Genomic DNA, 25,899 nt, shown 5'->3' with positions numbered 1-25,899 from the left:
AGCTTACACCTCCCTTGCATACTTTTGCTTTATTTTTTCTGTTAATTCATCAAAATCTTTGTTAGCTATATAAACATAGATACCTGTTAAAAGAAATGAGATTACGATCACACCAATTCCTATTGGAATGCCGATAGTTGTTACACCTTCTCCAAGTTTTTGAGCTAAAAACTCTTTGTTAAATGCAACCAACAAGATAAAACCAAAGTAAACTACAAGCTCAACCAATGTTAGGATAATCATTATCCTTGTTCTTTCCTTTACAAGCTTTTGAAAATCTGGGGCATTTTTGATTTTTTCAATCAATGTTTTGTTCATAGCCTTACCTCCCTTTTTAAATTATTAGAAATTATAATTTGCGATAAGTCTGTATTCTGTAAAGTTTTGACCCGGTACAAAGTTCCATGTGTAAATTCCTCTTGCCTTTAATTCAAGGTTTTTAATTAATCTACATTTCCATGTTAAGTCCCAGTTTGTTTCTGAAGCATCGTGGGTTCTATTGTAATACTGAGCTTTACTTCCTACATTGAAATACGAGTATGCAAGATGTAAGTTTAATCCTTTGATTATGTCAAAAGATGTTCCAACTTTCCATGCAGATGTATCGGCTACATAACCAAGTCTTGTAACAGTACCTTGTACAAATCCCGGTGTTCCGCCCCATGGAGTGATTAATCCACCGTTTAAAAGTTTTCCTTCATCTTTTCCGGTTTGAGAGTATGCCGCATAAAGATTAAAGTTTTCAACTACAGGTACTGGAACATTAAAGTTTACCTTAGCACCAAATAAATTCGCCCCAACTTCTTTTCCAAATATATTTTTAATGTTGTTTCCAACGTTTGTTTCGTTGATATACTGAGCTGACAATGTAGTTTTTACATCAGATAGTTTTAACGTATAATCACCTTGTAAGTATAAAATGTTAAGCATATCCCATGCGTAGTAGTCCCAAGCTTGAAGCTTTAAGTTTGGTATCCCTTCATAGATTGCAGCAATCACAGAAACACCGGCGTTTGCTTTTCCAATAGCTTGTTTACCCATGTTTAAGAAATTTCCTGTGTCATATTTAGCTAAGCCCTGATTAGGAGTAGTATATCCACCGCAACCATAACCTGATTGTAAACCTAAATTAGAACAAGCAGAATAAGCGTTTGCAAATGTTCCATATGCCATATTCCAAAAGTGTCCTGCTATGATGGTTGTTTTTGGAATATCTTTATTTGTGATTAATGCACCTTCAAAAAGGTTTGGAAGCATTCTTGCATCGTCCATGCCAGCCATTGGAGTGTTAATCTCTTGTCTTCCTATCTTAACAGCTGTGTTTTGATATTTGTAATCTAAATACAACTGACCGATATAAGTTACGCTTTTTCTATCTTTTCCAAATAAAGATGGGTCCATATGAGGGTTTCCGTTATACGGTGGATTATTTCGCCAACTTTCACGATTTGTGTTGATTCCGTTTGTAGTGTAAGCCATGATTCCAAATTTTAAGCCATTTACTGCTGCAGTCTCAAAGCCAAACTTTCCACCAATTGCAAAAGCTGACCTATCATTTTTACTGTTTACAACATCATAATCTCTGTCAATGTAGAAAGCCCTAAGCTGCCCCATGACCTTTGATTCTTTGAATGCGGATTCAAGGTCATTAGCTGCCATAGATTGGCTTACTGTAACTGATAGCAATGCTGCTGCTAAAAGTGTTTTTTTCATGTTAACCTCCTTTAAAAAATTTTTATTTAAAACACTGTTTTAATACTTTCTTTATAACATCGTTATACTTTGTTTTAAAAATCAATAAAAAAACCCTCCTTTCAGAAGAAGGAGGGCATTCAGAAAAATCTTATTCTTCTAATGTTGAAGTATCGCCAATTTCTAAGCCAAGTTCTCTTGCTTTTAACAATCTTCTCATTATTTTTCCGCTTCTTGTTTTTGGTAATTTATCAACAAACTCAATCTCATCAGGAACAGCTATTGGTCCAAGAACATCTCTTACAGTGTCTTTAATTCTTTCTTTTAACTCTTCTGAAGGCTCATATCCTTCTTTTAAGATTACAAACGCTTTGATAGATTCACCTTTGATTTCATTTGGCTTACCAATTACAGCTGCTTCTGCTACTGCATGGTTTTCTACAATAGCTGACTCAACTTCTGCAGTACCGATTCTGTGTCCTGCTACGCTCAAAACATCATCAGCTCTACCAACAACCATCACATAACCTTCTTCGTCTATTGCAGCTAAGTCTCCTGCTGAATAGTAGCCGGGTATTTCATTCCAGTATTTTTCATATCTTTCTGGCTCCCCCCAGCAAGTTCTAAGCATAGAAGGCCATGGGTTTTTGATTACCAAATGACCAACTTGATTTGGTGGCATTGGATTTCCTTGCTTATTTACTACTGCAACTTCAATTCCAAACATTGGTTTACCAGCTTTACCCGGTTTTGCAGGATAGCTTGGAACTGTTGTAATCATATGAGCTCCTGTTTCGGTTTGCCACCATGTATCAACGATTACCGCTTTTCCTCTTCCTATGTTTTTGTAGTACCATAGCCAAGCCTCTGGATTTATTGGTTCACCAACAGAACCTAAAACCTTCAGTGTTGACAAATCATACTTAGCCGGTATCTCATCTCCAAATCTCATTAACATTCTTATGGCAGTTGGTGCTGTGTAGAACACGTTAACGCCATACTTTTCTACATACTCCCACCAAATACCCGGATGTGGATACACCGGCACGCCTTCCATCATAATCGAAGTAACACCGTTAGCCAAAGGTCCATAAACAATGTAGCTATGACCAGTAATCCAACCTACGTCTGCCGTACACCAGTAAATATAGTTCTCTTTTAAGTCAAAAACATATTTTGAAGTCATATATGTATTAACCATGTATCCGCCAGTTGTATGAAGAACGCCTTTTGGCTTTCCAGTTGTTCCTGATGTATAAAGTATGAATAATGGGTCTTCTGCATCTTGAATCTCAGGCGGACAATCTTTAGATGAATTTTTGATAAGCTTGTAAAAATCTAATACGTTATGCTCTTCATACTCGTCCGAAAGCTCGTTATCTCTGTCCAAAAGTATTATTTTTTCTACAAAATCTAAATCTTTAATTGCTTCTTTTACTGTTGGAAATAATGGTATTTTTTTACCCCTTCTTTTTGTATAAGTTGCAGTAATTATAGCCTTAGCCTTAGCATCATCTATTCTGATTTTTAAAGCTCCTTCGCTAAATCCTGCAAAAACTACGCTATGTATAGCTCCGATTCTTGCACAAGCAAGCATTGCTATTGCAGCTTCAACAGTGTTAGGCATGTAGATAGAAACCCTATCACCTTTTTTAATTCCAAGAGATTTTAATCCATTTGCAAGTCTGCTAACTAAATCTAAAAGTTCACCGTAAGGGAGTTAAAATAATGTTGTGTCTAAATTAAATTTATAAGGAGGAATGATAATGGATAAAAAAGAATACTTTGAAAAAGTATTAAACAGATCCACAGAGGAATTAGTAAAAGAATTTTTCCCAAACGGTATAACAACCAAAGAAAAGATAGGTATAAGAAAGCTTTTAGAATCTGTTGTAGAACTGGTCATGAATCAGGAAAGAAATTTCTTCCTTGAAAATGATGAAGATAACAAAGCAAATGGATACTACGAAAGAAACCTAAATACTGGTTCTTTCAAGCTTAACATAAATGTCCCAAGAGATAGAAAGGGTAAATTTAGACCACAAATATTACCTGACCCTTACAAAAGAGTTGATGAAGATTATATAGACCTTCTTATGAGTTTGGTATCCAATGGATACTCAGAAAGCAAGATAGATTCTACATTAAAAAGCTTAGGCTTAAACTATTCAAAACAACATATGGATAAAATCAAAAAAGAGCTTATAGAAAGACTTAATGATTTTAAAACAAGAGAGCTTCCATCGGATGCATTTGTACTGTATATAGACGCATATCACTGTGATATAAAAGAGAAAAACAAAATCAGAAAGGCTTCTGTCTATGTAGTTCTTGGAATAGATTTACAAGGAAATAAAGATATATTTGGATTTTACACATTTTTCAGTAGTGAAAACAAAGCAGACTGGATAAAAGTATTCAATGATTTAATAGATAGAGGACTAAAAAGGGTAATGCTTATAGTAAGTGATGATTTTCCTGGGATAACAAAAGCCATAGAAACACTATTTCCTTATACAGACCATCAGCTATGTTTAGTCCATTTACAAAGAAACGTTAGAAATCAGATGGATAAAGAAGATTCACAAGTATTTAACAAAGAATTAAAAAACATAAAAGAAAACAGCTTAGATTATGAAGATGGATTAGAAAAATTAGATGATTTATGTAGTAGATTTAAATCTAAATATCCAAGCTTTATAAAACATATTCAATCTAACAAAGAGAGATACTTATGTTTTTTAAAATATCCAGAAAATCTAAGAAAGCACATATACACAACAAATCCAGTTGAAAGTGTTAATAGCATGATAGAGAAAGTAAGAATAAATTTAGGCGGATATTTTCAATCTGTAGACATTCTTGAGATAAATCTGCTTATACAGAGAGATAATTTAAAGAATGGAAAATGGAAAAAACCTATACCTGCTTTTAAAGGAGCTTCTTATGAAATTTTACAATTGTTTAATAAAAAGTTTTCAATCCAGACACAAAATTATTGATAAGTCTCCACCGTAAGTTACCTTTCTCTCATTTCCTTCTTCATCTACAGAGATAAAAGCCACCTTATTTCTTTTGCCATTTTTTACATGCCTGTCTATACAGTTATAAGTGATGTTTGTTTTAGCATTTACAAACCATTTTGCATAAGGATAGTTCCATTCTAAAACTTTGTCCCACTTTTGAAACCATTCTAATTCGTTAGCAATCTCTTCATAGAAAGCCTCTCTATTCTCAATAGACTTCTTGTAAAGAGATTCATAGTCTTTAACCCAAGCATTTTCTACTATCTCCTTTGGAGGATAGTATTTTTCATCAACCTTCAAAAGCAAATCTGCCTTTTCCATTTTTAAACCTCCTATAACAGAGTTTTATTTATTAAAATCAAACAGTATTTTACTGAAAATTAATTGTTTGTCAAATTTTTCCATATTTTTCAAACATTGTTTTATTAGAGATATTAATATGTTAAATATTAATTTAAAAAGATATTGAAATTAAGGTATTTTTTAATATAACATTGTTTGATTGCATATTTTTTATGCAACGATCTGGTATGAAATAAATGTTAAGAAATTTTAAAAAATAACATAAGATTTTGATAAATAAATGTTTTTAAAAATTACATTAAATTACGGTTGCAAAGTAATGGAAAATAGAACTTGTGTATTTTGATAACAATCAGATATACCTTGAGGTGAGAAATCGGAAATTTTCATAGAATTTAAAAATGAGATCCTTCGGACTAAAGTCCTCAGGATGTTCTATGTTAAATGTCAAGTACAAAAATTTTCATCAAATGGTCTTCTGCTTTTTAATACACCATATGCTTGCCTTAATAACTTATGTGCTACAGCCACTAATGCTAACTTTTTAGCCTTACCTTTACTTACTAATCTTTCGTATAATTCTCTGCAGTATTTATTAAACCTTATTGCTGATAATGCTGCCATGTATAATATTTTCCTTGCATATGGATTTCCCATCTTTTTTATCCAGCCACTTTTCTTTACACATGCTGCACTTTCATATGGGCTTGGGGAGTTAAAATAATGTTGTGTCTAAATAAAATTATAAGGAGGAGTAGTAATGAATAAAAAAGAATACTTTGAAAAAGTGTTAGACAGATCAACTGAAGAATTAGTAAAAGAACTTTTCCCAAACGGTATAACAACTCAAGAAAAGATAGGTATAAGAAAACTTTTAGAATCTGTTGTGGAACTGATTATGAACCAAGAAAGAAATTTCTTCTTGAAAATGACGATGATAACAAAGCAAACGGGTATTATGAAAGAAGCCTAAATACTGGTTCTTTCAAGCTTAACATAAATGTTCCAAGAGATAGAAAGGGTAAATTTAGACCACAAATATTACCTGACCCTTACAAAAGAGTTGATGAAGATTATATAGACCTTCTTATGAGTTTGGTATCCAATGGATACTCAGAAAGCAAGATAGATTCTACATTAAAAAGCTTAGGCTTAAACTATTCAAAACAACATATGGATATAATTAAAAAAGAGCTTATAGAAAGACTTAATGATTTTAAAACAAGAGAGCTTCCATCGGATGCATTTGTACTGTATATAGATGCATACCACTGTGATATAAAAGAGAAAAACAAAATCAGAAAAGCTTCTGTCTATGTAGTTCTTGGAGTGGACTTACAAGGAAATAAAGATATATTTGGATTTTATACATTTTTCAGTAGTGAAAACAAAGCAGACTGGATAAAAGTATTCAATGATTTAATAGATAGAGGACTAAAAAGGATAATGCTTATAGTAAGTGATGATTTTCCTGGGATATCAAAAGCCATAGAAACACTGTTTCCTTTTACAGACCATCAGCTATGTTTAGTCCATTTACAAAGAAACGTTAGAAATCAGATGGATAAAGAAGATTCACAAGTATTTAACAAAGAATTAAAAAACATAAAAGAAAACAGCTTAGATTATGAAGATGGATTAGAAAAATTAGATGATTTATGTAGTAGATTTAAATCTAAATATCCAAGCTTTATAAAACATATTCAATCTAACAAAGAGAGATACTTATGTTTTTTAAAATATCCAGAAAATCTAAGAAAGCACATATACACAACAAATCCAGTTGAAAGTGTTAATAGCATGATAGAGAAAGTAAGAATAAATTTAGGCGGATATTTTCAATCTGTAGACATTCTTGAGATAAATCTGCTTATACAGAGAGATAATTTAAAGAATGGAAAATGGAAAAAACCTATACCTGCTTTTAAAGGAGCTTCTTATGAAATTTTACAATTGTTTAATAAAAAGTTTTCAATCCAGACACAAAATTATTGATAAGTCTCCCCATGTCTATAATTACTATAAAACTTATTCTCTTATAGTTTAAAAATTTTTGGTATATTTAATATACGATGACAGGAAACCGCCAGTGATGTCATTCTGAGCGAAGCGAAGAATCTCCTACTTTTATTGAATTCCTCACCCGAAGTATTAAAATTTGATAAATCAGTGATGTTTTCTATTTTTTGAAAGACAAATTTTATATAATCCATTTTCTGTTTTTCTCTTAGTGAGAATGATATGTAATAACAATTGAGCTTCCAGAAAGTATTTATCTTTTACAAAAGTTTACATGTATTCACATACAATATCCTGTAAATAGCAGTAAAAAGATAAAACAAAATTTATTGAAAGAAAAGTTGAAGAGATTTATAATTTATAATATAAACGAATTTTAGTAAGGTAAACTAAATGTAGGAGGTTAGAAGAATGATAATAGATGTAAACTCTGAAAATTTTTCAGAAGTATTGGAAAAATCTTATGATAATGTGGTAGTTGTAGATTTTTGGGCACCTTGGTGTGGTCCATGCAGAGCTTTAAAACCAATCTTAGAAAAACTTGCAGGAGAGTTTGGCTTTATTTTAGCAAAAGTTAATACAGATGAAAATCCGGATATTGCACAAGAGTTTGGAGTTCACGGAATACCGGATGTTAGAATAATAAAAGATGGAAAAGTAGTTGATAAATTTGTTGGAGCATTGCCAGAAAGTCAAGTAAGAAAAATAATAAGCAAATATGTTAAATCACCAGCAGATAGAGTTATTGAAGAAGCGAACATGCTTATTTTAGCAGGCAACAGAGAAGGAGCGTATGACTTGTACAAAAGAGCAATTTCTGAGTATCCAGATAACAAAAAGTTAATCCTTGAAGCAGCAAAATTCTTCATTAAACTAAACAAGCTTGAAGAGGCAGAAGATTTATTAAACAAAATAAAAGAGTATGACAAAGAATACTTTACACAAGCACAAGCATTAAAAGAATTTATAGAACTTAAAAAAGAATGTGAAAATACAAATTTACAAACAGAACTTGATAAAATATTTGCCCAAGCATCATGCTATGCAGTTGAAGAAAATTATGAAGAAGCATTAAAATTATTTTTAGAAATAGTTAAGAAAGATAGAAATTATAAAAACGATGGTGCAAGAAAAGCTATGGTTTCCATATTTACACTGCTTGGAGAATCTAACCCACTTACAAAAGAGTACAGAAAAAAACTTGCAATGTGGTTATACTAATGAAAAAAATAGCTCTATTTTTAATACTCTTTATTGTTAATTTTTCTTTTGCAAAGGATATAGTAGAAGAACTTCAGAAAAAATTTAGTGAGATAAAAGGATTTCAAGCAGAAATTACACAAAAAACTTATCAATCTGGGTTTTCCAGCCCAGATATTTTTTATGGAAAGGTATTAGCAGTAAAACCAGACAAAATCAAAATAGAGTATACAAAACCATATAAACAGATTATTTATCTAAATGGTACCAAAGTAACTTTATACTCTGTAGAAGAAAATCAGGCTATCATAACATCAGCAGATAACAGTGTTTTAATAACAGAAGTTTTAGAAATGATTATCAAAAACAAATCTATCAAGTCTACCTTTAATGTATTAGAAACCAAAGAAACCAATGATACATATAAAATATCTTTAAAACCAAAAAACAACGCAGAAGTTAAAAAATTAGAACTGACAATAGATAAATCCAATCTATCATTAACTAAAATTTCAGCACAGGATACAGACAACAACATTATTGAAATAGAATTTGAAAAATTTAAATATTTATCCAATCCGGTAAATATAAATTTCAACCTTCCAAAGAATGTTAAGATTTTAAACAACTAAGGAGATTATAATGCTCAAAAAAGTCTCAATATCTTTAATTGTAGTTCTGACAGCATTAACTATCTTCTTTTATTTATACGGAAATCTAAAGTTTGCTGTTATGTTTTGTTTAATAGATATAACAGTTATTGTTTTTTCAATTCTCGTATGGTTTAACGATAAGTATTACAACGAGCAGATATCAGAGAGAATATTATCATTTCCATCAAAAGAAATGATAAAAGATATTCTAAAAAAGCAGTCAAACATGCTCAGGTTCGATAAATTTGAAGAATTAGAAGATGGGTACAAAATTTACAAAGGAAAACATTTAGTCGTAGAAGCCATTTTTGAAAAAGATGAAAATGGTAATATCTTGGTAGTTGATGGAAGATATGTAGTTAAAATAAAAGCTCCGGAGTATGTTCTGCATAATATAGACAATGAAATATGGAGTCATATAGGCAAGTAAAGTGATGAGTGAGAAGGTAAGAAGTGAGGGGTTGAAGGATGACAAGAAGGTTAGCCCCGTGTCAAGTTGGCGGGACGTTCCTGTAATAAATCAGGAAACTTAGGAGAGCCTGATATAAGGTTATGACAACATTCGAAAATATAAAAAATAAAATTGAAGATTTAAAAATTATTGGTGAAGGTTGGAGGGCTAAAGTTTACAGAGGGAAGTATCAAAATAAAGATCTATCTTTTAAGGTTGCATCTCAAGAAATCCATAAACATCCAATACAAAAAGAAGGACAAATTTTAAAAATAGTCAATCAGTATGGTATAGGCGGAAAGATTTTTTTAACCGGTGAAGATTTTATAGCGTATGAGTACATAGAAGGAACTCATCTTAACAAGGTTTTGAACGAAGAAAATTTTAAAATTCTTATAAGTCAGCTTTTAGACCAAGCGTATATATTAGATAAGCTAAAAATTGACAAAGGAGAGATGCACAAACCATACTCAAATGTTTTAGTTGATAAAAATTTAAAAGTGTATTTAATTGATTTTGAAAGAGCAACTAAAAGCTTAAAGCCAAAGAATGTTTTAAATTTAGTGCAATTTATAACAAGAGGAAAAGAAAGAAATGAAGAATTAATGGATATTTTAAAAGAATATAAAGAAAACCAATCAGAAGAAAATTATAATAAAATAAAATCGTATGTTTTAAATCTCAAAAGGGGTGCTTAAGTTTGAAATATCTAATCTTAGGTAAAAATGGACAGCTTGGAAAAGAGTTTTTAAAGACTTTAGAAAATCAAAAAAAAGATGTTATTGGATTATCAAGATTAGAGTGTAATATAACCAATTTTGACAAGTTAAACCAAGTTTTATCACAGTATAAACCAGATGTAGTAATAAACTCTGCAGCGTATAATTTAGTTGATGATGCTGAAAAACAATACTGGGAAGCAGTAAAAGTAAATAGCATTGCAGTAAAGAATTTAGCTTATTTATCTAACGTTTACAAATTTAGATTAATTCATTATTCAACAGATTATGTTTTTGATGGGAAAAAAGAGAATGGTCTTTATACAGAAGATGATGTACCAAATCCTTTAAATGATTATGGGAAAAGTAAATTTATGGGTGAAATTTTTCTAAGAGAAGAGACAGGAAATTACTTGCTTTTTAGAGTAAGCTGGGTTTATGGAGAAGGAAAGCAAAACTTTATCTATAAGCTTTTAACATGGGCAAAGAATAATGAATATTTGAAAGTAGCTTATAATGAAGTCTCAGTTCCAACATCTACAAGAACTATTGTAGATATTACACTAAAAGCATTAGATAATGATTTAAGAGGAATGTTTCATCTTACAAACTCAGGCTATGCTTCAAGATATGAATGGGCTAAGGAGATTTTTAGAATTAAAAAAATAGATAAATTTATCCTGCCAGTTTCAAAAGAAATTTTTAACCTTCCAGCGAAAAGACCAGATTTTTCAGCTATGAGCAATAGAAAAATCTCACAAATTTTAAATACAGAAATTCCCTATTGGAATGAAGAATTAAACGAATTTTTGAAAAATTATGAAATAGTGATATAATATTTATCCATCTTTTGATGGCCGGGTAGCCAAGTGGTAAGGCAGGGGACTGCAAATCCCTTATACGTGGGTTCGATTCCCACCCCGGCCTTTTTTAGTTAAGTGAGAGAGTGAATAAGTGAGAAAGTGAGAAAGTAAGAAGTGATAAGTTACATCTTCTACTTATAACAAGTTTATAAAATCTCTTAAAATCTTTTCGTGGTCAAAGACTAATCTATCAAACGGTATTTCTTCTAATTTATAAATCTTAGCTTCTTTTGCATCATCTTTACCTGCAGGAGTGCCGTAAGCTTTGCAGACAAAAACTACAGATACAGTATGAAATCTTGGGTCTCTTTTTGGGTCTGAATAAACATTAAAAAGTCTAACAATTTGTACGTTAAGATTTGTCTCTTCTTGCATCTCTCTAATTAAAGCATTTTCAACGCTTTCGCCAACGTCAACAAAACCACCAGGTAAGGCTAAGCCATGGGGTGGGTATTTCCTTTCGATTAAGACAATTCCTTTAAAATTTTCATTCTCATCAAAAACTTTAATTATTCCATCCACTGCTACGTAAGGTGTTTGAATAGCCATTTTACTCTCCTTTGTATTTTGTTATTTTGTTTAAAAACTTTTCGCCAATAACATATTTATATATTAACTTAGGATAGTCTTTGTATGGATGAGAAATTCAATAAAAGTATGAGGTTCTTCGCCGGCTGTAGAATGACACCATTTGGAAGTTCCTCATCATCCGAGAATGTAAGTTTGAAGGACCTTCTTTTTAAATTTTATAAAGATCATTAATTTCTCACCCCAATGGAATAAATCATTACATATGCATTAAATCATTTTGCATTTTGTATAATTTGGTATAATTTAGGTTAATGATTACTAACTAAAAGGGGGACGTGTAATGAAAAAAGTTGTTATTCTTGGTGGCGGTATTGCTGGCGTTGAATGTGCTATTTTCTTAAGAAAGTATAACTTTGAAGTTGAGCTTATTTCAGATAGAGACTATCTGTACATTTATCCAATTTCCATATGGATTCCAACGAAAGAGAAAAAACTTGAAGATGTAATTATTCCGATGCAAGATTTAGCAAACGCTCATGGATTTAAGTTTGTAAAAGACAAGGTGGTACAAGTAAATAAAGACAGTTTTACTCTTGAAAATGGCGGAGAAAGAAAGGATTTTGATTATCTTGTTGTTGCACTTGGTCAGCAAAAGCTAAAACATAAAGGTATTGAATATACTTATTCTATTTGCTCGACCCCTGAAGAAACCTTAGAATACACAAAAAAACTTGATGAACTTATAAATCAGAAAAAGGGTGGAAAATTAGCTTTTGGTTTTGGCGGCAATCCAAATGCTAAAGAAGCTGTAAGAGGTGGTCCTGTATTTGAAGTTTTATTTAATGTTGATTACTATCTGAGAAAGTTAAAAATTAGAGACAACTTTGAACTTACATTTTTTGCTCCTATGCCAAAACCCGGAGAAAGACTTGGAGAAACAGCTTTAAAAATGATGGATTCTATGTTTAAAAAACTTAATATTAAATCCATTACTGGAAAGAAAATAGTAGAGTTTACTTCTGATGGTGTTTTACTTGAAGATGGAACTAAAATTGAATCAGATTTAACTTTATTTACACCTGCTGGTGATGGTCATCCTGCTATAAAAGCCGGAAATTTACCACAAACAAACGCCGGATTTATTATTATAGAGCCCACTAATCAAGTCAAAGATTGTGAAGATATTTATGCAATTGGAGATAGTGCTGCATTAGAAGGTCCTGAATGGAAAGCAAAACAAGGACATCTAGCCGAAGTTATGGCAAGAAATACAGCTTATAATATTGCTTTAAAAGAAGGTTTAGAAAAAGGAAATCCTAAAACTTACATTGAACATATTAATATTCTCTGTCTTATGGATATGGGTAATGGCGGAGGTCTTGCATACAGGGATGATAAAAAAGCTATGCTAATACCACTTCCAATCATAGGACATTGGATGAAAAAAGGTTGGGGAATGTATTATAAGCTTTCCAAACTTGGTAAAATTCCAAGATTGCCTGGAATGTAAGAAGATAAAAATTGAATTTTGGTTATGATTTTCAAGCAATCATATTGATATAATACTATATAACCTACACGTTTGGTGAGAAATTCCATAAAAGTAGGAGATTCTTCGCTTCGCTCAGAATGACGAATAAGATTAATCTTTCTCTAATGCTTATCATTCAATCTTTTTTCCTGTCATTCTGAGGACTTTAGTCCGAAGAATCTCATTTTTAAATTTTATAAAAATCACTAATTTCTCACTCAAGTTATATTGATATAATACTATATAGACTACTTTACGGAGGAGAATTTGAATTTAGGAGTAATTGGTGCTGGCAGTTGGGGAACTGCATTAGCCCAGATTCTTAGTGTTAATTTTGAAAATGTTTTTATTTGGGATATAGATAAAGAAGTTTTAGATAGTGTTAAAAATTCAAACATAAATGTAAAATACCATCCGGATATTAAGCTAAATACAAACATTAAGCCAATATATGATTTACAAGAATTGATAAATATAAGCGATATTCTCATCGTAGTAATTCCTACTCAGTATATTAGACAGACACTATCGAAAGTAAAGATAGAAAATAAGCCCGTAATTTCTGCATCTAAGGGAATAGAAATAGAAAGTCTAAAGCTTGTGTCTGATATCATGGAAGAAAGTCTGGGTATTGATAGAAAATATATATTTGCTTTATCCGGTCCATCATTTGCAAAGGAAGTAATAAAAGGACTGCCAACGGCTGTTGTCTTGGCCGGAAATACAGAAATAGGTAATAAGCTTTTAAGTTATTTAAATACAAAGACTTTTAGAGTGTATCTTTCTGATGATTTGGTAGGTGCAGAAGTTGGAGGAGCTATTAAAAACGTGATAGCAATAGCTGCCGGGATTAGTGATGGACTTGGTTTTGGGAGTAATGCAAGGGCAAGTTTAATTACAAGAGGCTTGTATGAAATCAGTAAGATAGTAAAAATATATGGTGGAAATCCACAAACAGTTTACGGACTATCTGGACTTGGAGATTTAGTCTTGACTGCAACGGGAGAATTATCAAGAAATAGGACGTTTGGAATGCTTATTGGTCAAGGATACTCGGTAGAAGAAGCTTTAAAAAAAGTAGGTCAAGTTGTAGAAGGTTATACAACAGTAAAAGCAGTTTATGACATAAAAAATAAATACAATATTGAGCTACCAATATCTTATCAGGTTTATAGAGTTCTTTATGAGAATCTAAATCCAAAAGATGCTGCCATGGAGCTTATGAACAGAGGATACAAATTTGAATTTATGGAGGAAAACAAATGATAGATAAAGATTTTTTACCAGAAGAAAAGAAGATTACCTTAGGTTTAGCTTTTATTTTTGCATTAAGAATGCTTGGGCTATTTTTAGCTTTACCGGTGTTAAGTATTTACGCTAAGAATATGCCAGGTTCAGACGCATTTCTTGCTGGTCTTGCAATAGGTGCTTATGGTCTTACTCAAGCTATTTTTCAGATACCTTACGGGCTTTGGAGTGATAAGATTGGTAGAAAGCCAATCATAATAACAAGCACAATAATATTTATTCTTGGCAGCTTTTTATCAGCCTATGCTGCAAGTATAGAGAATATACATCTTTTAATTATTGGTAGATTTTTGCAAGGTATAGGTGCTGTTTCTTCTGTAGTTATTGCACTTCTTGCAGATATGACAAGAGAAGAGATAAGAACAAGAGCAATGGCTACTATCGGTGCATCTATTGGTATGGCGTTTGCTTTTGGTATGGTATTAGGACCACTGATTGCTTCTCATTTTGGTTTAGCCGGCGTATTTACATTTACAGGAATACTTGGTCTAATTTCTCTGCCTTACATAATCTTTGGAATAAAAGAGCCTCCTATAGTTAAACACCATGATGATGCGGAGTTTACATCTTCATATTTAGGCATTGTTTTAAAAGATAAAAATCTTCTAAAAATGGATTTTGGAATGTTTGTATTGCATATGACTTTAACGGCTGTATTTACAGCAGTTCCTATTATCTTTGCCCATCAGTATACGATTGATGTAAAAGATTTATGGAAAATTTACTTACTTATGTTTTTTGTAGGATTAACTATAATGGTTCCATCTACAATAATTGCCGAAAAGAAAAATAAAATAAAAGAAGTTAAAATGCTTGGAATTTTAGTATTGATAGTTTCATTTATAATGTTTTTAATGTTTAAAAATAACTTCTACCTTACAGTTTTAGCGATTGTTGTCTACTTTACCGGATTTATGATGTTAGAGCCAATCATGCCATCGTTGATGAGTAAGTATGCAAAACCGCATGTTAAGGGAACAGCTTCTGGAGTGTTTAACACTGCTCAGTTTGTTGGTGCTTTTGTTGGGGGTGCTGTTGGTGGATATTTATTAAAATTAGATGAATCAGCAAACTTTAATTTTATATTTTTAATCATACTAACCGTTATTTGGCTTGGTTTAGTTTCTACAATGGAGATGCCTAAGAAAAAAGAGGTTTTAAATAATGATACCAATTAAAGATGATGTACCTACAAGGTCATTCCCATTAATAACTTTACTTTTGATAGGTGTTAATGTAGGTGTTTTTCTTCATGAAATGAGTTTATCCGATGAAGAGCTTGAAATATTCGTTAGGACTTATGGGCTTCTTCCTCTTGACCTTATTCATTTTAATCTTTTAAATTTTATAACACATATGTTTATTCATGGAGATATTGCACATATTTTTGGAAACATGCTATTTTTATGGATTTTTGGCAATAATGTTGAAGATGCACTTGGAAAATTTAGATTTTTAATTTTATATTTTTTGTCCGGATTTGCTGCTGCAATACTTCAATCTGCAGTTGCTATATTAATGGGAGATATAAACATACCTATGGTTGGAGCATCCGGAGCAATTAGCGGTATAATAGCGGCTTACGGAAAGCTTTATCCCTTTGCAAGAGTTTATGCATTTATTCCACCGTTTATATTCTTCATTTTTGCTCTTCCTGCTTGGTTTTTTATAGGCTATTGGTTTGTTATTCAAGTTTTATCAGCCATGTTTATTCCAACATCTCTTGGCGGTGTAGCTTGGTATGCCCATATTGGTGGATTTCTTGCAGGTTGGTATCTAATAGATAATCTATACCCAAGAGCTAAAAAATTTGTGATATATACGAGGTAAAAACAATGAAAAAATTTATTTTTGGATTTGGGTTTTTATTAACATTGATAAGCCCATCTTTCAGCTCTTCTCAAAATGATTATGCTTGGATGGATAAATACTATCTTGTAGCGAGATTTACACCATATGATCCATCTTTACTTCAAAAAATGGATTTGGAATTATCTCCAAAACAGATTGAACTTATAAAAGCTGAGTATGATAAATACTTTCCAATAATGCTTGGAAAAGCAAGAATTTTAAAAGACAAAGAGGCAGAACTTACAGATGCAGTTTATAAATCTAACGACCCACAGAAAATAAAAAATCTTATTATCGAAATAGCAAAGTTAAAAACAGAGCTTACAGTTTTAGATATAAATTTATTTAAAGCAATTCAATCTATACTAAACAAAAGTCAAAACGAAAAGTTTATCAAATACTTAACATCCGGCAGTATGTGATGGAAGTAATTACAAATCCAGGCCAAATGCAAACTTTGATGCTATCTTTAAAAAAGCAAGGTAAAAAAATAGGCTTTGTTCCAACCATGGGCTATCTTCATGAAGGGCATCTATCTTTAATCAGATGCAGCAAAAAAGAAAACGATATTACAGTCGTTAGTATATTTGTAAATCCAATACAGTTTGGAGCCAACGAGGATTTCGGAAGATATCCAAGAGACTTTGAAAGAGATAAAAGTCTTTGTGAAAAAGAAAATGTAGATTATATATTCTATCCAAGCTATGAAGAAATGTACCCTGACGGGTTTCAAACTTATGTTGAAGTTGCAGAGCTTTCAAAAGGTTTGTGTGGAGATTTTAGACCGGGTCATTTTAAAGGTGTAGCAACAGTTGTAGCAAAGCTTTTTAACATAGTCTGTCCGGACAATGTATACTTTGGAAAAAAAGATTTTCAGCAACTTAAAGTTATTCAAAGGATGGTCAAAGATTTAAACTTTCCGGTCAATGTAGTTGGCTGTCCGGTTGTAAGAGAGCCGGATGGTTTAGCTATGTCTTCACGAAATAAATATCTATCCGATGAAGAAAGAGAATCGGCACTCAATATTAGCAAAGCATTGTTTGAAGCAAAAAGAATGTTTGAAGATGGAATAACAGACCCAAATCTTATAAAAGAAAGAGTAAGACAGATAATATCCCAAGCAAAACATCTAAAAGAAATTCAGTATGTAGAAATCGTTGATAGCAATACATTAAAGCCGGTAGATAAAGTAAAAAAATCGGACGTGTTGGCAGTAGCGGTATATATAGGAAATACAAGGCTTATTGATAATATTGAATTTTAAAGGTGATTTATGAGATTTGAGTTTAAAAACATAATAGACTTTTTATCAAGCTATCTTCACGGGAAAGAAAAAGCCATTGAGCTTACATTAATATGTTTATTTTCAAAAGGACATCTTTTGATAGAAGACTTGCCCGGCCTTGGCAAAACAACCCTTGCTATAGGAATAGCTAAAACCTTAGGGCTGGATTATGGAAGAGTACAAGCTACTTCCGACTTACTACCATCTGATATAATCGGAGTTTCCATATATAACAAAAACGCAAACGAGTTTGAGTTTAAACCCGGTCCTATTTTCAATAACATCATTCTTGTTGATGAGATAAACAGGGCAACGCCAAAAACTCAGTCAGCACTTCTTGAGGCAATGGGAGAAAAGCAGGTTACAGTAGATGGAAAAACTTATAAATTACCACAGCCATTTTTTGTAATAGCAACACAAAACCCGGTAGAACAGTATGGAACATTTCCCCTTCCAGAATCTCAGTTAGACAGATTTTTAATGAAAATCTCCATCGGATACCCATCAAGAGAGGCAGAAAAAGAGATTATCAAAGGTGGTAGTAAAAGAGAAGAACTTTATAAAATACAGCCTTTCATAACAAAAGAAGAGATTATAAAAATTCAAGAAGAGATTAAAAACGTTTATGTGTCAGATAAAATAGCTGACTACATCCTTGATATTGTATGGGCTACCAGGGAGAGTAAATATCTTGAGTCCGGTTTGTCAACAAGGGGAACTCTTGCAATCGTAAACACTGCCAAAACAAACGCGTACATGGAAGGTAGAGATTTTATCATTCCTGAAGATATTAAAAAACTTTATAAATATGTAATTCCACACAGAGTAATCTTCAAACCAGAGTATGAATCTCAAAAAGAAGAGATTATAAAAACAATCGTTGAAAGCATTCCAACACCTATATGATAAAGATAACAAAAGCAGGTTGGCTTTATATCCTCATTACCATAGTTCTTGGTATTGCTGCTGTAAACACAGGAAACAACTTACTATTTTTGATAGTTTCGACCTTACTTAGCTTTATGGGAATTTCAGGATATTTTGGAAAGAGAAATATATCTAAAATAGACATATGGGTAGAATTTCCGGAGGAAGTTTTTGCAAAAAAAGAGTTTTATCTAACCGTTAAAGCAATAAACAAAAAAGCCTTTATGCCAATGTTTTTGATTAAAGTATCAATAAACAATAAAAGTGTGCTAATTCCGTATGCAGAAAAATACGGAGAAGGAAAGCTAAAAATATCAGTTGTTCAAAGAGGTATTTTTATCATAAAAGAAGCCAAAGCCTGTTCAGTTTTTCCTTTTAACTTTTTTGAAAGATGTTTTACTGTAAAAGTAGATGCTAAAAAAGTAGTTTTTCCGGAGCCAAAAGAATGCAATTTATTTCAAATATCAGACTACAAATTTAAAGCTAAGCAAAAATCAGAAGGTCAGGTTATAGAAAAGCAAGGATACGAAGGAGACTTTTTAGGACTTAGAGATTACAATTTTGGAACGCCGGTTAAGTACATAGATTGGAAGGCTTCGACGAAATCGGAAAATCTAAAAGAAAAAGTCCTGTCATCCATCCAATCAACGCCAACCATAATAGAATTTGAAAAGATAAACATAGATTTAGAATCAAAAATATCCTGCATCACTTACTTAGCAGTAAATCATAAAAAGTTTGAAAACATATTTGTAAAAGTAGAAAATACAACCTATAATCTACAAGATAAATCAGATAGACATAAACTTCTTACAAAGCTTGCATTATACGGAATGAAAGATGAAGCTATCGGTTGAAAACATAGTTAAGATAAATGCTTACGTAGGAAGTCTATTTATTTTTCTTTTAATTTTTAAAGAAGTTAGTCTAGCATACAGCTTTATTTTTATAGCTTTATATGCACTTTCAGCCTACAAAGATTTTAAAAAGCCTTTAAACATAAATAGAACGTTTATAAACATTACCGGTATTTTATTTGTAATATTATTGGTTTTAAGAATAAATCCTGACAATATCGTTCAGCCTTCGGTGGAAACTCTTCTAGTCTTACTTGGTTTAAAACTTCTTGAAGAAAAAGCATTCAGAGATTACATGCAGATATATTTGTTAATTATTCTGCTTTTTGCAGGATACACAATTCTTTCAACCAGCATGATATTTTTACTATATCTTTTGATATTAATCTTTTTTATAAACGCATCAGTAATACTTTTAACATACTACCAGCAGAATAAAGAGATAGAGTTAGATATTAGCGTAATAAAAAGAATTTTGATAAAAACAGCTATTATTCCACTACTTTCTATTCCTTTCATGATTTTTCTATTTTTTACACTACCAAGAAGTAATTATCCATTCTTAAACTTTCTACAAGGTCAAGGAAAAGCTTCAACCGGATTTTCTCAAGATGTAAAACTTGGTGATGTTTCCAACATTCAAGAAGATGATTCTGTCGTAATGAGAGTTTCGGGAGAGAATATCGGAGAAATTTACTTAAGGGGTTTAACTTGGAATTACTTTGATGGAAAACAGTGGATGTCTAAGGATTTATTTTCAGCAGTTAAAGCAAGAAGATTGTTTGGTAAAAAATATGAATACACAGTTTACTTAGAACCACATTCAGATATTTATTTATTTACTGTCGAATATCCGTATGCAATATCACAGATAAGCGGCTATTTTATTACTCCAAGAATGGATAAAACATACGTTGTTGATAAACCTATATTTAACAAAATTAAATACTCGGGTATTTCTTTTATCAATGATAGATACTATGAAGAGTTAAAGTCTATGGATGAATACTTACAGCTTCCGAAATTAAATGAATCTATAATCAAATTAGCCAAAGATTTAAATGGAAATGACAAAGAAGAAACGGCAAAAAACATAGAGAAGTTTTTAAAAAGTTATACATACTCATTACAAAACCTATCTGTTAGCCAAGACCCTATTTATGACTTTCTGTTTGTAAAAAAGCAAGGAAACTGTGAATATTTTGCATCATCAATGGTTATACTGCTTAGGTTAAACGGCATACCTGCAAGGCTTGTAGGTGGTTATAAGACAGCTACTTACAACCAAACAGCCAACTACTACATAGTTAAACAAAAAGATGTACACGTTTGGGCTGAAGCATACATAAACAAGCATTGGATAAGATTTGACCCTACACCGGCAGCAAGAAATGCAATCATAGAAAGAGAGAAAAAGCTAAACAAATTTAAACTTTGGCTTGATACTATAAATTACTACTACACAACCTTTATCGTAAACTATGATTTTTCTAAGCAAGTTGAACTTTTCAATAAAGTTAAAAAAAGCTTTTCTAATATTAGAGACTCTAAAAAGATAGAGTTTAACTTTAACAAAAACTATCTCATTTTTACAATAATTTTGCTATTGGCAGGCTATTTAATATTTTTATCTATCAAATACTTAAAACAACCTTATGAAAAAAGATTGCTAAATATATTAAATAAAAGATTAAAAAAGTATGGCTATGAAAGAAAGGGAAACGAAGGATTGGAAGAGTTTATCTCAAGAGTAGAGAATGCAGAGCTTAAGCAAAAACTTTTAACATTTGCAAGAGAGCTTGAAAGTTATGTATATAAAGATAAAAAATTAAGCAAGGCTGATTATGAGAGATTAAAAAAGATGATAGAAAAATTATAATTTTACCAATCACTACTGCTTGAACTACTCCAAGAATCCCAAGAGGAGCTATCCCATGAGCTGTCCCAAGAACTCCAAGATGAGCTAAAAGAGTCATCAAAACTTGAACTTGAAAAAGAACTTTCGCAAATTGTATCATGGTAAATATTCCCGGGTAGACAAGCATAAGCAGGGTCTGTAAGATAGTCTGAAGAGTTTGAATTTAAATAATCGTCACTACCTGAAATTAAAGATGAGCTTTTTGAAGAGTCTGAATTATCGTCTGATACCAGTCTGATGAGTAATCGGTAAGATGATAAAAATTTCTTGAATCATCGTAAGAATAAAAAGAATCGGATGATACAGTACTATCAGATGATGTGATACCTTTAACTATTAAAGCTACTAAAATTAATATGAATAATCCGATTATAGTGAATAAAGGTGTTAAATCCATCTCAGCCACCTCCCTTTAACTTTTTACCAAAAGCTATCATCTCCATATGTAGGGCGAGAAATTCAATAAAATTGTGAGATTCTTCCCACGGCTGCAGAATGACAAATAAGGCGACTATAAACGTATGATGTGTAAGGGCAATTCATGAATTGCCCCTACCCTTACCTTGTCATCCTGAGGCCGCAAGGCCGAAGGATCTCCTTTTAAATTCTATAAAGATCGCTTATTTCTCACCAGGGTATTTTAACCAGGAGCTATCATCTCCGCTGTCCCACGAATTCCAAGAATAACCATTATCGTCATAGTTGTTATTGTCATAGTTATCATCCCATGAGCTACTACATGAAGAGTCTGAGTTATCAGAGCCTGTATCGTCACAGCTTGAAAAAATATTATAAATTACATCGTTATCACATTTATTACAGTCATCATTCAATATTAAATCATGAAGATGTTCTGCAAGTGCTGTGTCAGGTTCACGAGGATAATAGTAGTTGTAATAATTTCTACCAAAAAGCATTCCTGATCCAACCATTCCCAAGCCTGCCGCAGTTCCAATTAATCCGGCTTTTGCTATGTCGTTTAATATATCTGAATTATTCTGTGGCGGTGTATTCTGTGAAATATTTTGCGTAGTTGATGTATGTTGTGGAATATCTTGTGGTGGTTGCATATTAGAAGCTACATTTCTATTAGGCTCAATAACTCCAACTTTTCTAATCATTAAAATTAAAGCTATCAATGCGATTAAACCAATTATTAGCTCCATTTTAATTTTTCCCTCCTTTTTATAAATTTAAATTGTCTTCTTAATTTTGTAAACAGTTTTTTATAAAAAATCTGACTTTTTAGACTGACTTTAAAGTTGTCTTTATAACCTGCACGGTTCAGATATAACGAAGAAGGAGATGAAAAGAGAAAAAAAGTGATTTGGACTTTATAACCCACACGGTTCAGATGTAACCCAGAGAAGATTATGAAGAAATTGTTGAGAAAATAAAGACTTTATAACCCACACGGTTCAGATGTAACCAGGCACAAACGTAGTTTATGCGGGCGATGTATCAAGCCTTTATAACCCACACGGTTCAGATGTAACCCAGATATTGGTGAATATGTCATTGTAGCTTTTGATGCTTTATAACCCACACGGTTCAGATGTAACCCGTCAACTTTTAACTCAAAAGTAAATTCGTAAAAACCTTATTCAATTAACAATGTATAAAACATTATACCAAATTTTAAAAAAATCCGCAAGTTGATGTATAGGTCATACCAGTTTGGGAAAATTCCGGTTTTCTTGAATTTATAATATCACAAAAGTATGCAATAGGTGATTTTTTGTTTAAACTATGATGAGGTCTTTCTATGTTATACCATAGCATATACTCCATCATTTTTTTATTAAACTCATAAACATCTTTTAATTCATAATCTTCGTAGTACATGATAAATTCATCCTGTAATGTCCTATTCATTCTCTCTACATATGCTTGTCCTTTTGGATATCTTGGATAGTTAAAATAATGTTTTATATCTTTTTTCTTTAATGCCTTGCTAAACTCACCCAAGAATTCACTGCCATTATCTGTTTGTATACCTTTTATCTCAAATGGTATTGCTTTTATTAATTTCTCTAAAAAGTCCTTTGCGTTTTTACTGTTTAGCCTGTCATATGCAAAAGTAAAAGAGATTCTTGTTTTTACATCCTTGGCTACAAATATATAAACTTTTCTACCATTTACATATTCATGCTTTGTATCTATTTGTACCAATTCTCCTGGTTTTGTTGGTTTTTTGTCTTTATATCTATCTTTCTTTGTTTTCTTTTTATCTTCTTTCACTATTAGCTTTCCAGTTCTTCCGTTGATTGTGATTCTTTGCCTGGCGTACTCATGATTTAACTTCCTTTCCTCTTTAAGCATTTTTATTATATTTCCAATTGAACTTGCAGATATCGTAGGAATATTGTGCTGCTTGCAGAGTTTATCAAGTAAAACCTTTATTTTTTCTTTCCCAAGCTTAGGATGTTTCTTTCTTATTTCTAAAACTAATTGTTTATGTTTTTCTGTTATTTTTTGTAATTTTTCTAATTTCATTCCTTTTTTGATATATAACGATTTTTAAGAGATACAGGATTGTTATTACTGCTTTCATACTCTTTAATCCATCTGTATATGGTAGATTTTGATACACCAAAAGCTTCAACTGCAACCTTCACTGAATGTTTTAAAGCAAATTCTACTACTTGCAATCTAAAGATTATTTCTGGATGTTTTTCCATAACATCATCTAATTCTTTTACTTGTTTTAAAAGCTTTCTTTCAAGTGTATTAATTCTCTGAATGTAGGTAGATGTTCCTACTTTCTTTCTCATCTTTATCCCCCGATTTTCATAATTTTAAATTCTTATATTATATTTTCCCATATTTCTTTTAGCTTATACAGCGAAAAATTAAGACTGTTTAAGGATTCTTGTAAACTTACCTTTACGCCATCCTGAACGTAGTGAAGGATCTCATTTTTTAATGTTTTTTGTAAACATGAGATTCTTCGCCGGCTGCAGAATGACAGTGTGGATTTTTGAAACACTCTAAGCAGAAAAATAATATCTAAAAACACGCACCTGCTGGGCATTGTTTGTTAATGTGTGCTATAAATTCATCTTTGAATTTTCTTAAAGCATCCATTAATGCGTTTGGTGCAGAGTATCCAAGACCACATATGGAGCCAACTGGTATGTTTCTTCCCAAGTGTTCAAGATATTGCAAATCTTTTTCTGTTGCTATTCCTTCCTGAAATTTTTTAAGAATGTTTAAAAGTTCATAAGTTCCAATTCTGCAAGGTGTACATTTCCCACAGCTTTCATGATGAAAAAATTCAGCTATTACAATCAAACTATCTATGATACAATCGTCTTCTGCAAGAACTATAGTTGTTCCTGTGCCACCAAAACCTTTCGGAGAGTAGTCCATTGGAATGTCAAGGTCTCTTTCAGAGTATACGCCAAGTGCTCCTGCAAAAACAGCTTTAAATTTTTTTCCATCTTTCATTCCACCGGCTATATCAATCAACTCTCTAAGTGTAATATCCATCGTAAGCTCATAAACACCGGGTTTATTTACTTTTCCGCTAATTGGAAATAATTTTGGTCCATAATATCCGGCTGGTCCTATGTTCATATAATAGCTCTCATAAGTTATGATGATAGGAATGTTTGCCAATGTTTCAACGTTATTTACAACAGTAGGCTTTCCAAAAAGTCCTTCTGAAACTGGATAAGGTGGTTTTAATCTTGGATGTCCTCTTTTTCCTTCTAAGCTTTCTATTAATGCTGTTTCTTCTCCGCAGATATATGCTCCTGCCCCTCTGTAAACGCTTATATCAAAAGAAAAATCTGTTCCAAGTATATTTTTACCAAGAAAACCTCTTTCTCTTGCCTCTTTTATCGCATTTTCAAGGATTTTTGCCCCTGCCGGATATTCTCCTCTTATATAAATAAATCCTCTTTCTGCACCGATGGCATAGGCTGAAATAATCATACCTTCTATCAAAAGATGTGGGTCTCTTTCTATGATTATTCTATCTTTAAACGTTCCTGGCTCGCTTTCGTCAGCATTACAAACTAAATATCTTGGCTTTGGATTTGATATAGCAAAACGCCATTTTCTACCTGTTGGAAATCCTGCTCCACCTCTTCCTCTAAGTGTGCTTTCTTCTACAAGGACAATAATATCTTCCGGTGTAAATCTATTTAAAGCTTTTTTTAGTGCAGAGTATCCGCCAGTTGTAATATACTCTTCTATGTCCACAGTTCTTGGTTCCTTACATCTTCTAAGGAGTAAGTTTACGCTGCTGTATGTATGAAAATTAGGTATATTTGGATAGGATTTCATTCAACTTTTCCTCTGTAATCTTTGTTCCATCGTATAAATCATCATCTATCATAAATGCTGGTGCAACGCTACATGCACCTATACACTCAACAGTTTCTATGTAAAATCTACCGTTTTTACTTTCTTGATTTCTTTCTTCACATGTTAGTTTTTCAAAAAGTTCTATAAGTTTTTTACATCCCATGATATGGCAAGGCAGATTTTTGCAAACTCTAATATGATGCCTTGCATTTCTTTTAACTCTAAACATATCATAAAAACTAACGATTCTTTCAATCTGATTTAAAGGAACTTCAAGATAGTTGGAAAGCTCTAACATATGGTCTAAGCTTATGTCTCTAGACTTAGAGTATATCAAATGCAGTGCTTGTATGATAACCTGCTCTTTTGTCAAAAATTCTTTTTTATACTCTTCAATCTTATTTATAATTTCCGGTGTTAAGTATGTATATTCCAAGCTGTTTCCTCAAAA

At 31.9% G+C, this 25,899-nt stretch carries 26 protein-coding genes, 1 tRNA gene, 3 pseudogenes and 1 CRISPR repeat array; of the genes and pseudogenes, 18 read left to right on the top strand and 12 right to left on the bottom strand.

Annotated elements, in window-relative coordinates; all coding sequences use genetic code 11:
* Positions 1 to 3 precede the first annotated feature (3 nt).
* The 3 genes and pseudogenes from SYO3AOP1_RS07905 to acs form a co-directional block, all read right to left on the bottom strand.
* Entirely contained in the window at positions 4 to 318 is a 315-nt protein-coding gene (locus SYO3AOP1_RS07905) for a DUF485 domain-containing protein (protein ID WP_012460195.1), read from the bottom strand.
* 24 nt (positions 319 to 342) lie between these two features.
* Positions 343 to 1,713, bottom strand: coding sequence for an OprD family outer membrane porin (locus tag SYO3AOP1_RS07900; protein WP_012460194.1), 1,371 nt, complete (start codon positions 1,711 to 1,713; stop codon positions 343 to 345).
* Between the two features lie 130 nt (positions 1,714 to 1,843).
* Positions 1,844 to 3,406 (bottom strand): annotated as a pseudogene (acs, locus tag SYO3AOP1_RS07895) (acetate--CoA ligase); the annotation flags it as partial.
* A gap of 52 nt (positions 3,407 to 3,458) precedes the next feature.
* On the opposite strand from acs, the gene SYO3AOP1_RS07890 reads away from it, so the two are divergent.
* Positions 3,459 to 4,694: an IS256 family transposase gene (locus tag SYO3AOP1_RS07890; RefSeq protein WP_012459106.1), complete on the top strand. Its 1,236-nt coding sequence runs from the start codon at positions 3,459 to 3,461 to the stop codon at positions 4,692 to 4,694.
* A 9-nt stretch (positions 4,695 to 4,703) separates the two neighbouring features.
* On the opposite strand, the pseudogene SYO3AOP1_RS07885 reads toward SYO3AOP1_RS07890, so the two are convergent.
* Both SYO3AOP1_RS07885 and SYO3AOP1_RS07880 read right to left on the bottom strand, forming a co-directional pair.
* A pseudogene (locus tag SYO3AOP1_RS07885) lies at positions 4,704 to 5,039 on the bottom strand (acetyl-coenzyme A synthetase N-terminal domain-containing protein); the annotation flags it as partial.
* Positions 5,040 to 5,468: 429 nt separating this feature from the next.
* Positions 5,469 to 5,735 (bottom strand): annotated as a pseudogene (locus SYO3AOP1_RS07880) (transposase); the annotation flags it as partial.
* Positions 5,736 to 5,781: 46 nt separating this feature from the next.
* Here SYO3AOP1_RS07880 and SYO3AOP1_RS09790 point away from each other — a divergent pair.
* The 8 genes from SYO3AOP1_RS09790 to SYO3AOP1_RS07840 all read left to right on the top strand — a co-directional run bounded on the left by SYO3AOP1_RS09790 (position 5,782) and on the right by SYO3AOP1_RS07840 (position 10,990).
* Positions 5,782 to 5,994: a hypothetical protein gene (locus SYO3AOP1_RS09790; RefSeq protein ID WP_041674605.1), complete on the top strand. Its 213-nt coding sequence runs from the start codon at positions 5,782 to 5,784 to the stop codon at positions 5,992 to 5,994.
* Complete coding sequence (locus tag SYO3AOP1_RS07870) at positions 5,901 to 7,016, top strand: IS256 family transposase (protein WP_281340840.1); 1,116 nt, start codon at positions 5,901 to 5,903, stop codon at positions 7,014 to 7,016. Before SYO3AOP1_RS09790 ends, SYO3AOP1_RS07870 begins: the two co-directional genes overlap by 94 nt.
* A 435-nt stretch (positions 7,017 to 7,451) precedes the next feature.
* A complete protein-coding gene (gene trxA, locus SYO3AOP1_RS07865) occupies positions 7,452 to 8,261 on the top strand; it encodes a thioredoxin (RefSeq protein WP_012460193.1) in 810 nt (269 codons plus the stop codon).
* Positions 8,261 to 8,872, top strand: a complete 612-nt coding sequence (locus SYO3AOP1_RS07860) for an outer membrane lipoprotein carrier protein LolA (protein WP_012460192.1) — start codon at positions 8,261 to 8,263, stop codon at positions 8,870 to 8,872. Before trxA ends, SYO3AOP1_RS07860 begins: the two co-directional genes overlap by 1 nt.
* Positions 8,873 to 8,882: 10 nt before the next feature.
* Positions 8,883 to 9,323: a hypothetical protein gene (locus tag SYO3AOP1_RS07855; protein ID WP_012460191.1), complete on the top strand. Its 441-nt coding sequence runs from the start codon at positions 8,883 to 8,885 to the stop codon at positions 9,321 to 9,323.
* 122 nt (positions 9,324 to 9,445) lie between these two features.
* Positions 9,446 to 10,042, top strand: a complete 597-nt coding sequence (locus tag SYO3AOP1_RS07850) for a serine/threonine protein kinase (protein WP_012460190.1) — start codon at positions 9,446 to 9,448, stop codon at positions 10,040 to 10,042.
* Positions 10,043 to 10,044: 2 nt separating this feature from the next.
* The gene (gene rfbD / locus SYO3AOP1_RS07845; RefSeq protein ID WP_012460189.1) at positions 10,045 to 10,899 is read left to right on the top strand and encodes a dTDP-4-dehydrorhamnose reductase; all 855 of its coding nucleotides are present in this window, start codon (positions 10,045 to 10,047) and stop codon (positions 10,897 to 10,899) included.
* A gap of 19 nt (positions 10,900 to 10,918) precedes the next feature.
* Positions 10,919 to 10,990: transfer RNA gene (locus tag SYO3AOP1_RS07840), tRNA-Cys, on the top strand.
* A gap of 71 nt (positions 10,991 to 11,061) precedes the next feature.
* On the opposite strand, the gene SYO3AOP1_RS07835 is transcribed toward SYO3AOP1_RS07840, so the two are convergent.
* On the bottom strand, positions 11,062 to 11,475 hold the full coding sequence (locus tag SYO3AOP1_RS07835) for an NUDIX hydrolase (RefSeq protein ID WP_012460188.1): 414 nt from the start codon (positions 11,473 to 11,475) through the stop codon (positions 11,062 to 11,064).
* A 322-nt stretch (positions 11,476 to 11,797) separates the two neighbouring features.
* Here SYO3AOP1_RS07835 and SYO3AOP1_RS07830 point away from each other — a divergent pair, with 322 nt between their 5' ends.
* The 9 genes from SYO3AOP1_RS07830 to SYO3AOP1_RS07790 all read left to right on the top strand — a co-directional run bounded on the left by SYO3AOP1_RS07830 (position 11,798) and on the right by SYO3AOP1_RS07790 (position 21,095).
* A complete protein-coding gene (locus tag SYO3AOP1_RS07830; RefSeq protein ID WP_012460187.1) occupies positions 11,798 to 12,967 on the top strand; it encodes an FAD-dependent oxidoreductase in 1,170 nt (389 codons plus the stop codon).
* Positions 12,968 to 13,255: 288 nt separating this feature from the next.
* Complete coding sequence (locus SYO3AOP1_RS07825) at positions 13,256 to 14,254, top strand: NAD(P)H-dependent glycerol-3-phosphate dehydrogenase (RefSeq protein ID WP_012460186.1); 999 nt, start codon at positions 13,256 to 13,258, stop codon at positions 14,252 to 14,254.
* Positions 14,251 to 15,474, top strand: coding sequence for an MFS transporter (locus tag SYO3AOP1_RS07820; protein WP_012460185.1), 1,224 nt, complete (start codon positions 14,251 to 14,253; stop codon positions 15,472 to 15,474). Before SYO3AOP1_RS07825 ends, SYO3AOP1_RS07820 begins: the two co-directional genes overlap by 4 nt.
* Positions 15,461 to 16,126: a rhomboid family intramembrane serine protease gene (locus SYO3AOP1_RS07815; protein WP_012460184.1), complete on the top strand. Its 666-nt coding sequence runs from the start codon at positions 15,461 to 15,463 to the stop codon at positions 16,124 to 16,126. Before SYO3AOP1_RS07820 ends, SYO3AOP1_RS07815 begins: the two co-directional genes overlap by 14 nt.
* Positions 16,127 to 16,131: 5 nt before the next feature.
* Entirely contained in the window at positions 16,132 to 16,569 is a 438-nt protein-coding gene (locus SYO3AOP1_RS07810; protein ID WP_012460183.1) for a hypothetical protein, read from the top strand.
* Positions 16,569 to 17,411 carry a pantoate--beta-alanine ligase gene (gene panC, locus SYO3AOP1_RS07805; protein ID WP_012460182.1) on the top strand — a complete coding sequence of 281 codons (843 nt, stop codon included), beginning with the start codon at positions 16,569 to 16,571 and terminating at the stop codon, positions 17,409 to 17,411. Before SYO3AOP1_RS07810 ends, panC begins: the two co-directional genes overlap by 1 nt.
* A 9-nt stretch (positions 17,412 to 17,420) precedes the next feature.
* Positions 17,421 to 18,338 carry a MoxR family ATPase gene (locus tag SYO3AOP1_RS07800; protein WP_012460181.1) on the top strand — a complete coding sequence of 306 codons (918 nt, stop codon included), beginning with the start codon at positions 17,421 to 17,423 and terminating at the stop codon, positions 18,336 to 18,338.
* Complete coding sequence (locus SYO3AOP1_RS07795; protein WP_012460180.1) at positions 18,335 to 19,216, top strand: DUF58 domain-containing protein; 882 nt, start codon at positions 18,335 to 18,337, stop codon at positions 19,214 to 19,216. The genes SYO3AOP1_RS07800 and SYO3AOP1_RS07795 overlap by 4 nt, the downstream gene beginning before the upstream one ends.
* Complete coding sequence (locus tag SYO3AOP1_RS07790; RefSeq protein WP_012460179.1) at positions 19,200 to 21,095, top strand: transglutaminaseTgpA domain-containing protein; 1,896 nt, start codon at positions 19,200 to 19,202, stop codon at positions 21,093 to 21,095. Before SYO3AOP1_RS07795 ends, SYO3AOP1_RS07790 begins: the two co-directional genes overlap by 17 nt.
* A gap of 226 nt (positions 21,096 to 21,321) precedes the next feature.
* On the opposite strand, the gene SYO3AOP1_RS07785 is transcribed toward SYO3AOP1_RS07790, so the two are convergent.
* The 6 genes from SYO3AOP1_RS07785 to SYO3AOP1_RS07765 form a co-directional block, all read right to left on the bottom strand.
* On the bottom strand, positions 21,322 to 21,531 hold the full coding sequence (locus SYO3AOP1_RS07785) for a hypothetical protein (protein WP_012460178.1): 210 nt from the start codon (positions 21,529 to 21,531) through the stop codon (positions 21,322 to 21,324).
* Between the two features lie 223 nt (positions 21,532 to 21,754).
* Positions 21,755 to 22,300, bottom strand: a complete 546-nt coding sequence (locus SYO3AOP1_RS07780) for a hypothetical protein (RefSeq protein ID WP_012460177.1) — start codon at positions 22,298 to 22,300, stop codon at positions 21,755 to 21,757.
* 100 nt (positions 22,301 to 22,400) lie between these two features.
* Positions 22,401 to 22,698: a CRISPR direct-repeat array (repeat unit 30 nt; unit sequence CTTTATAACCCACACGGTTCAGATGTAACC).
* Between the two features lie 74 nt (positions 22,699 to 22,772).
* Positions 22,773 to 23,630, bottom strand: a complete 858-nt coding sequence (locus tag SYO3AOP1_RS07775; protein WP_281340681.1) for a DDE-type integrase/transposase/recombinase — start codon at positions 23,628 to 23,630, stop codon at positions 22,773 to 22,775.
* The gene (locus tag SYO3AOP1_RS09785) at positions 23,627 to 23,908 is read right to left on the bottom strand and encodes a helix-turn-helix domain-containing protein (RefSeq protein WP_281340680.1); all 282 of its coding nucleotides are present in this window, start codon (positions 23,906 to 23,908) and stop codon (positions 23,627 to 23,629) included. The genes SYO3AOP1_RS07775 and SYO3AOP1_RS09785 overlap by 4 nt, the downstream gene beginning before the upstream one ends.
* 235 nt (positions 23,909 to 24,143) lie before the next feature.
* A complete protein-coding gene (locus SYO3AOP1_RS07770) occupies positions 24,144 to 25,427 on the bottom strand; it encodes an NADH-ubiquinone oxidoreductase-F iron-sulfur binding region domain-containing protein (protein ID WP_012460176.1) in 1,284 nt (427 codons plus the stop codon).
* A complete protein-coding gene (locus tag SYO3AOP1_RS07765) occupies positions 25,402 to 25,884 on the bottom strand; it encodes an NAD(P)H-dependent oxidoreductase subunit E (protein ID WP_012460175.1) in 483 nt (160 codons plus the stop codon). The genes SYO3AOP1_RS07770 and SYO3AOP1_RS07765 overlap by 26 nt, the downstream gene beginning before the upstream one ends.
* Positions 25,885 to 25,899 lie beyond the last annotated feature (15 nt).

The organism is Sulfurihydrogenibium sp. YO3AOP1 (assembly GCF_000020325.1).
Classification (GTDB): domain Bacteria; phylum Aquificota; class Aquificia; order Aquificales; family Hydrogenothermaceae; genus Sulfurihydrogenibium.
Note: the sequence above shows the minus strand (reverse complement) of the source record. Positions and strands in the feature narration are given on the sequence as shown.

Bases quoted from the DNA above. Each gene is read 5' to 3' on its own strand.
- SYO3AOP1_RS07905 (WP_012460195.1), bottom strand. From the start codon at position 318: ATGAACAAAACATTGATTGAAAAAATCAAAAATGCCCCAGATTTTCAA.
- SYO3AOP1_RS07900 (WP_012460194.1), bottom strand. From the start codon at position 1,713: ATGAAAAAAACACTTTTAGCAGCAGCATTGCTATCAGTTACAGTAAGC.
- SYO3AOP1_RS07890 (WP_012459106.1), top strand. From the start codon at position 3,459: ATGGATAAAAAAGAATACTTTGAAAAAGTATTAAACAGATCCACAGAG.
- SYO3AOP1_RS09790 (WP_041674605.1), top strand. From the start codon at position 5,782: ATGAATAAAAAAGAATACTTTGAAAAAGTGTTAGACAGATCAACTGAA.
- trxA (WP_012460193.1), top strand. From the start codon at position 7,452: ATGATAATAGATGTAAACTCTGAAAATTTTTCAGAAGTATTGGAAAAA.
- SYO3AOP1_RS07860 (WP_012460192.1), top strand. From the start codon at position 8,261: ATGAAAAAAATAGCTCTATTTTTAATACTCTTTATTGTTAATTTTTCT.
- SYO3AOP1_RS07855 (WP_012460191.1), top strand. From the start codon at position 8,883: ATGCTCAAAAAAGTCTCAATATCTTTAATTGTAGTTCTGACAGCATTA.
- SYO3AOP1_RS07850 (WP_012460190.1), top strand. From the start codon at position 9,446: ATGACAACATTCGAAAATATAAAAAATAAAATTGAAGATTTAAAAATT.
- SYO3AOP1_RS07835 (WP_012460188.1), bottom strand. From the start codon at position 11,475: ATGGCTATTCAAACACCTTACGTAGCAGTGGATGGAATAATTAAAGTT.
- SYO3AOP1_RS07830 (WP_012460187.1), top strand. From the start codon at position 11,798: ATGAAAAAAGTTGTTATTCTTGGTGGCGGTATTGCTGGCGTTGAATGT.
- SYO3AOP1_RS07820 (WP_012460185.1), top strand. From the start codon at position 14,251: ATGATAGATAAAGATTTTTTACCAGAAGAAAAGAAGATTACCTTAGGT.
- SYO3AOP1_RS07815 (WP_012460184.1), top strand. From the start codon at position 15,461: ATGATACCAATTAAAGATGATGTACCTACAAGGTCATTCCCATTAATA.
- SYO3AOP1_RS07810 (WP_012460183.1), top strand. From the start codon at position 16,132: ATGAAAAAATTTATTTTTGGATTTGGGTTTTTATTAACATTGATAAGC.
- panC (WP_012460182.1), top strand. From the start codon at position 16,569: ATGGAAGTAATTACAAATCCAGGCCAAATGCAAACTTTGATGCTATCT.
- SYO3AOP1_RS07800 (WP_012460181.1), top strand. From the start codon at position 17,421: ATGAGATTTGAGTTTAAAAACATAATAGACTTTTTATCAAGCTATCTT.
- SYO3AOP1_RS07795 (WP_012460180.1), top strand. From the start codon at position 18,335: ATGATAAAGATAACAAAAGCAGGTTGGCTTTATATCCTCATTACCATA.
- SYO3AOP1_RS07790 (WP_012460179.1), top strand. From the start codon at position 19,200: ATGAAGCTATCGGTTGAAAACATAGTTAAGATAAATGCTTACGTAGGA.
- SYO3AOP1_RS07785 (WP_012460178.1), bottom strand. From the start codon at position 21,531: ATGGATTTAACACCTTTATTCACTATAATCGGATTATTCATATTAATT.
- SYO3AOP1_RS07780 (WP_012460177.1), bottom strand. From the start codon at position 22,300: ATGGAGCTAATAATTGGTTTAATCGCATTGATAGCTTTAATTTTAATG.
- SYO3AOP1_RS07775 (WP_281340681.1), bottom strand. From the start codon at position 23,630: ATGAAATTAGAAAAATTACAAAAAATAACAGAAAAACATAAACAATTA.
- SYO3AOP1_RS09785 (WP_281340680.1), bottom strand. From the start codon at position 23,908: ATGAGAAAGAAAGTAGGAACATCTACCTACATTCAGAGAATTAATACA.
- SYO3AOP1_RS07770 (WP_012460176.1), bottom strand. From the start codon at position 25,427: ATGAAATCCTATCCAAATATACCTAATTTTCATACATACAGCAGCGTA.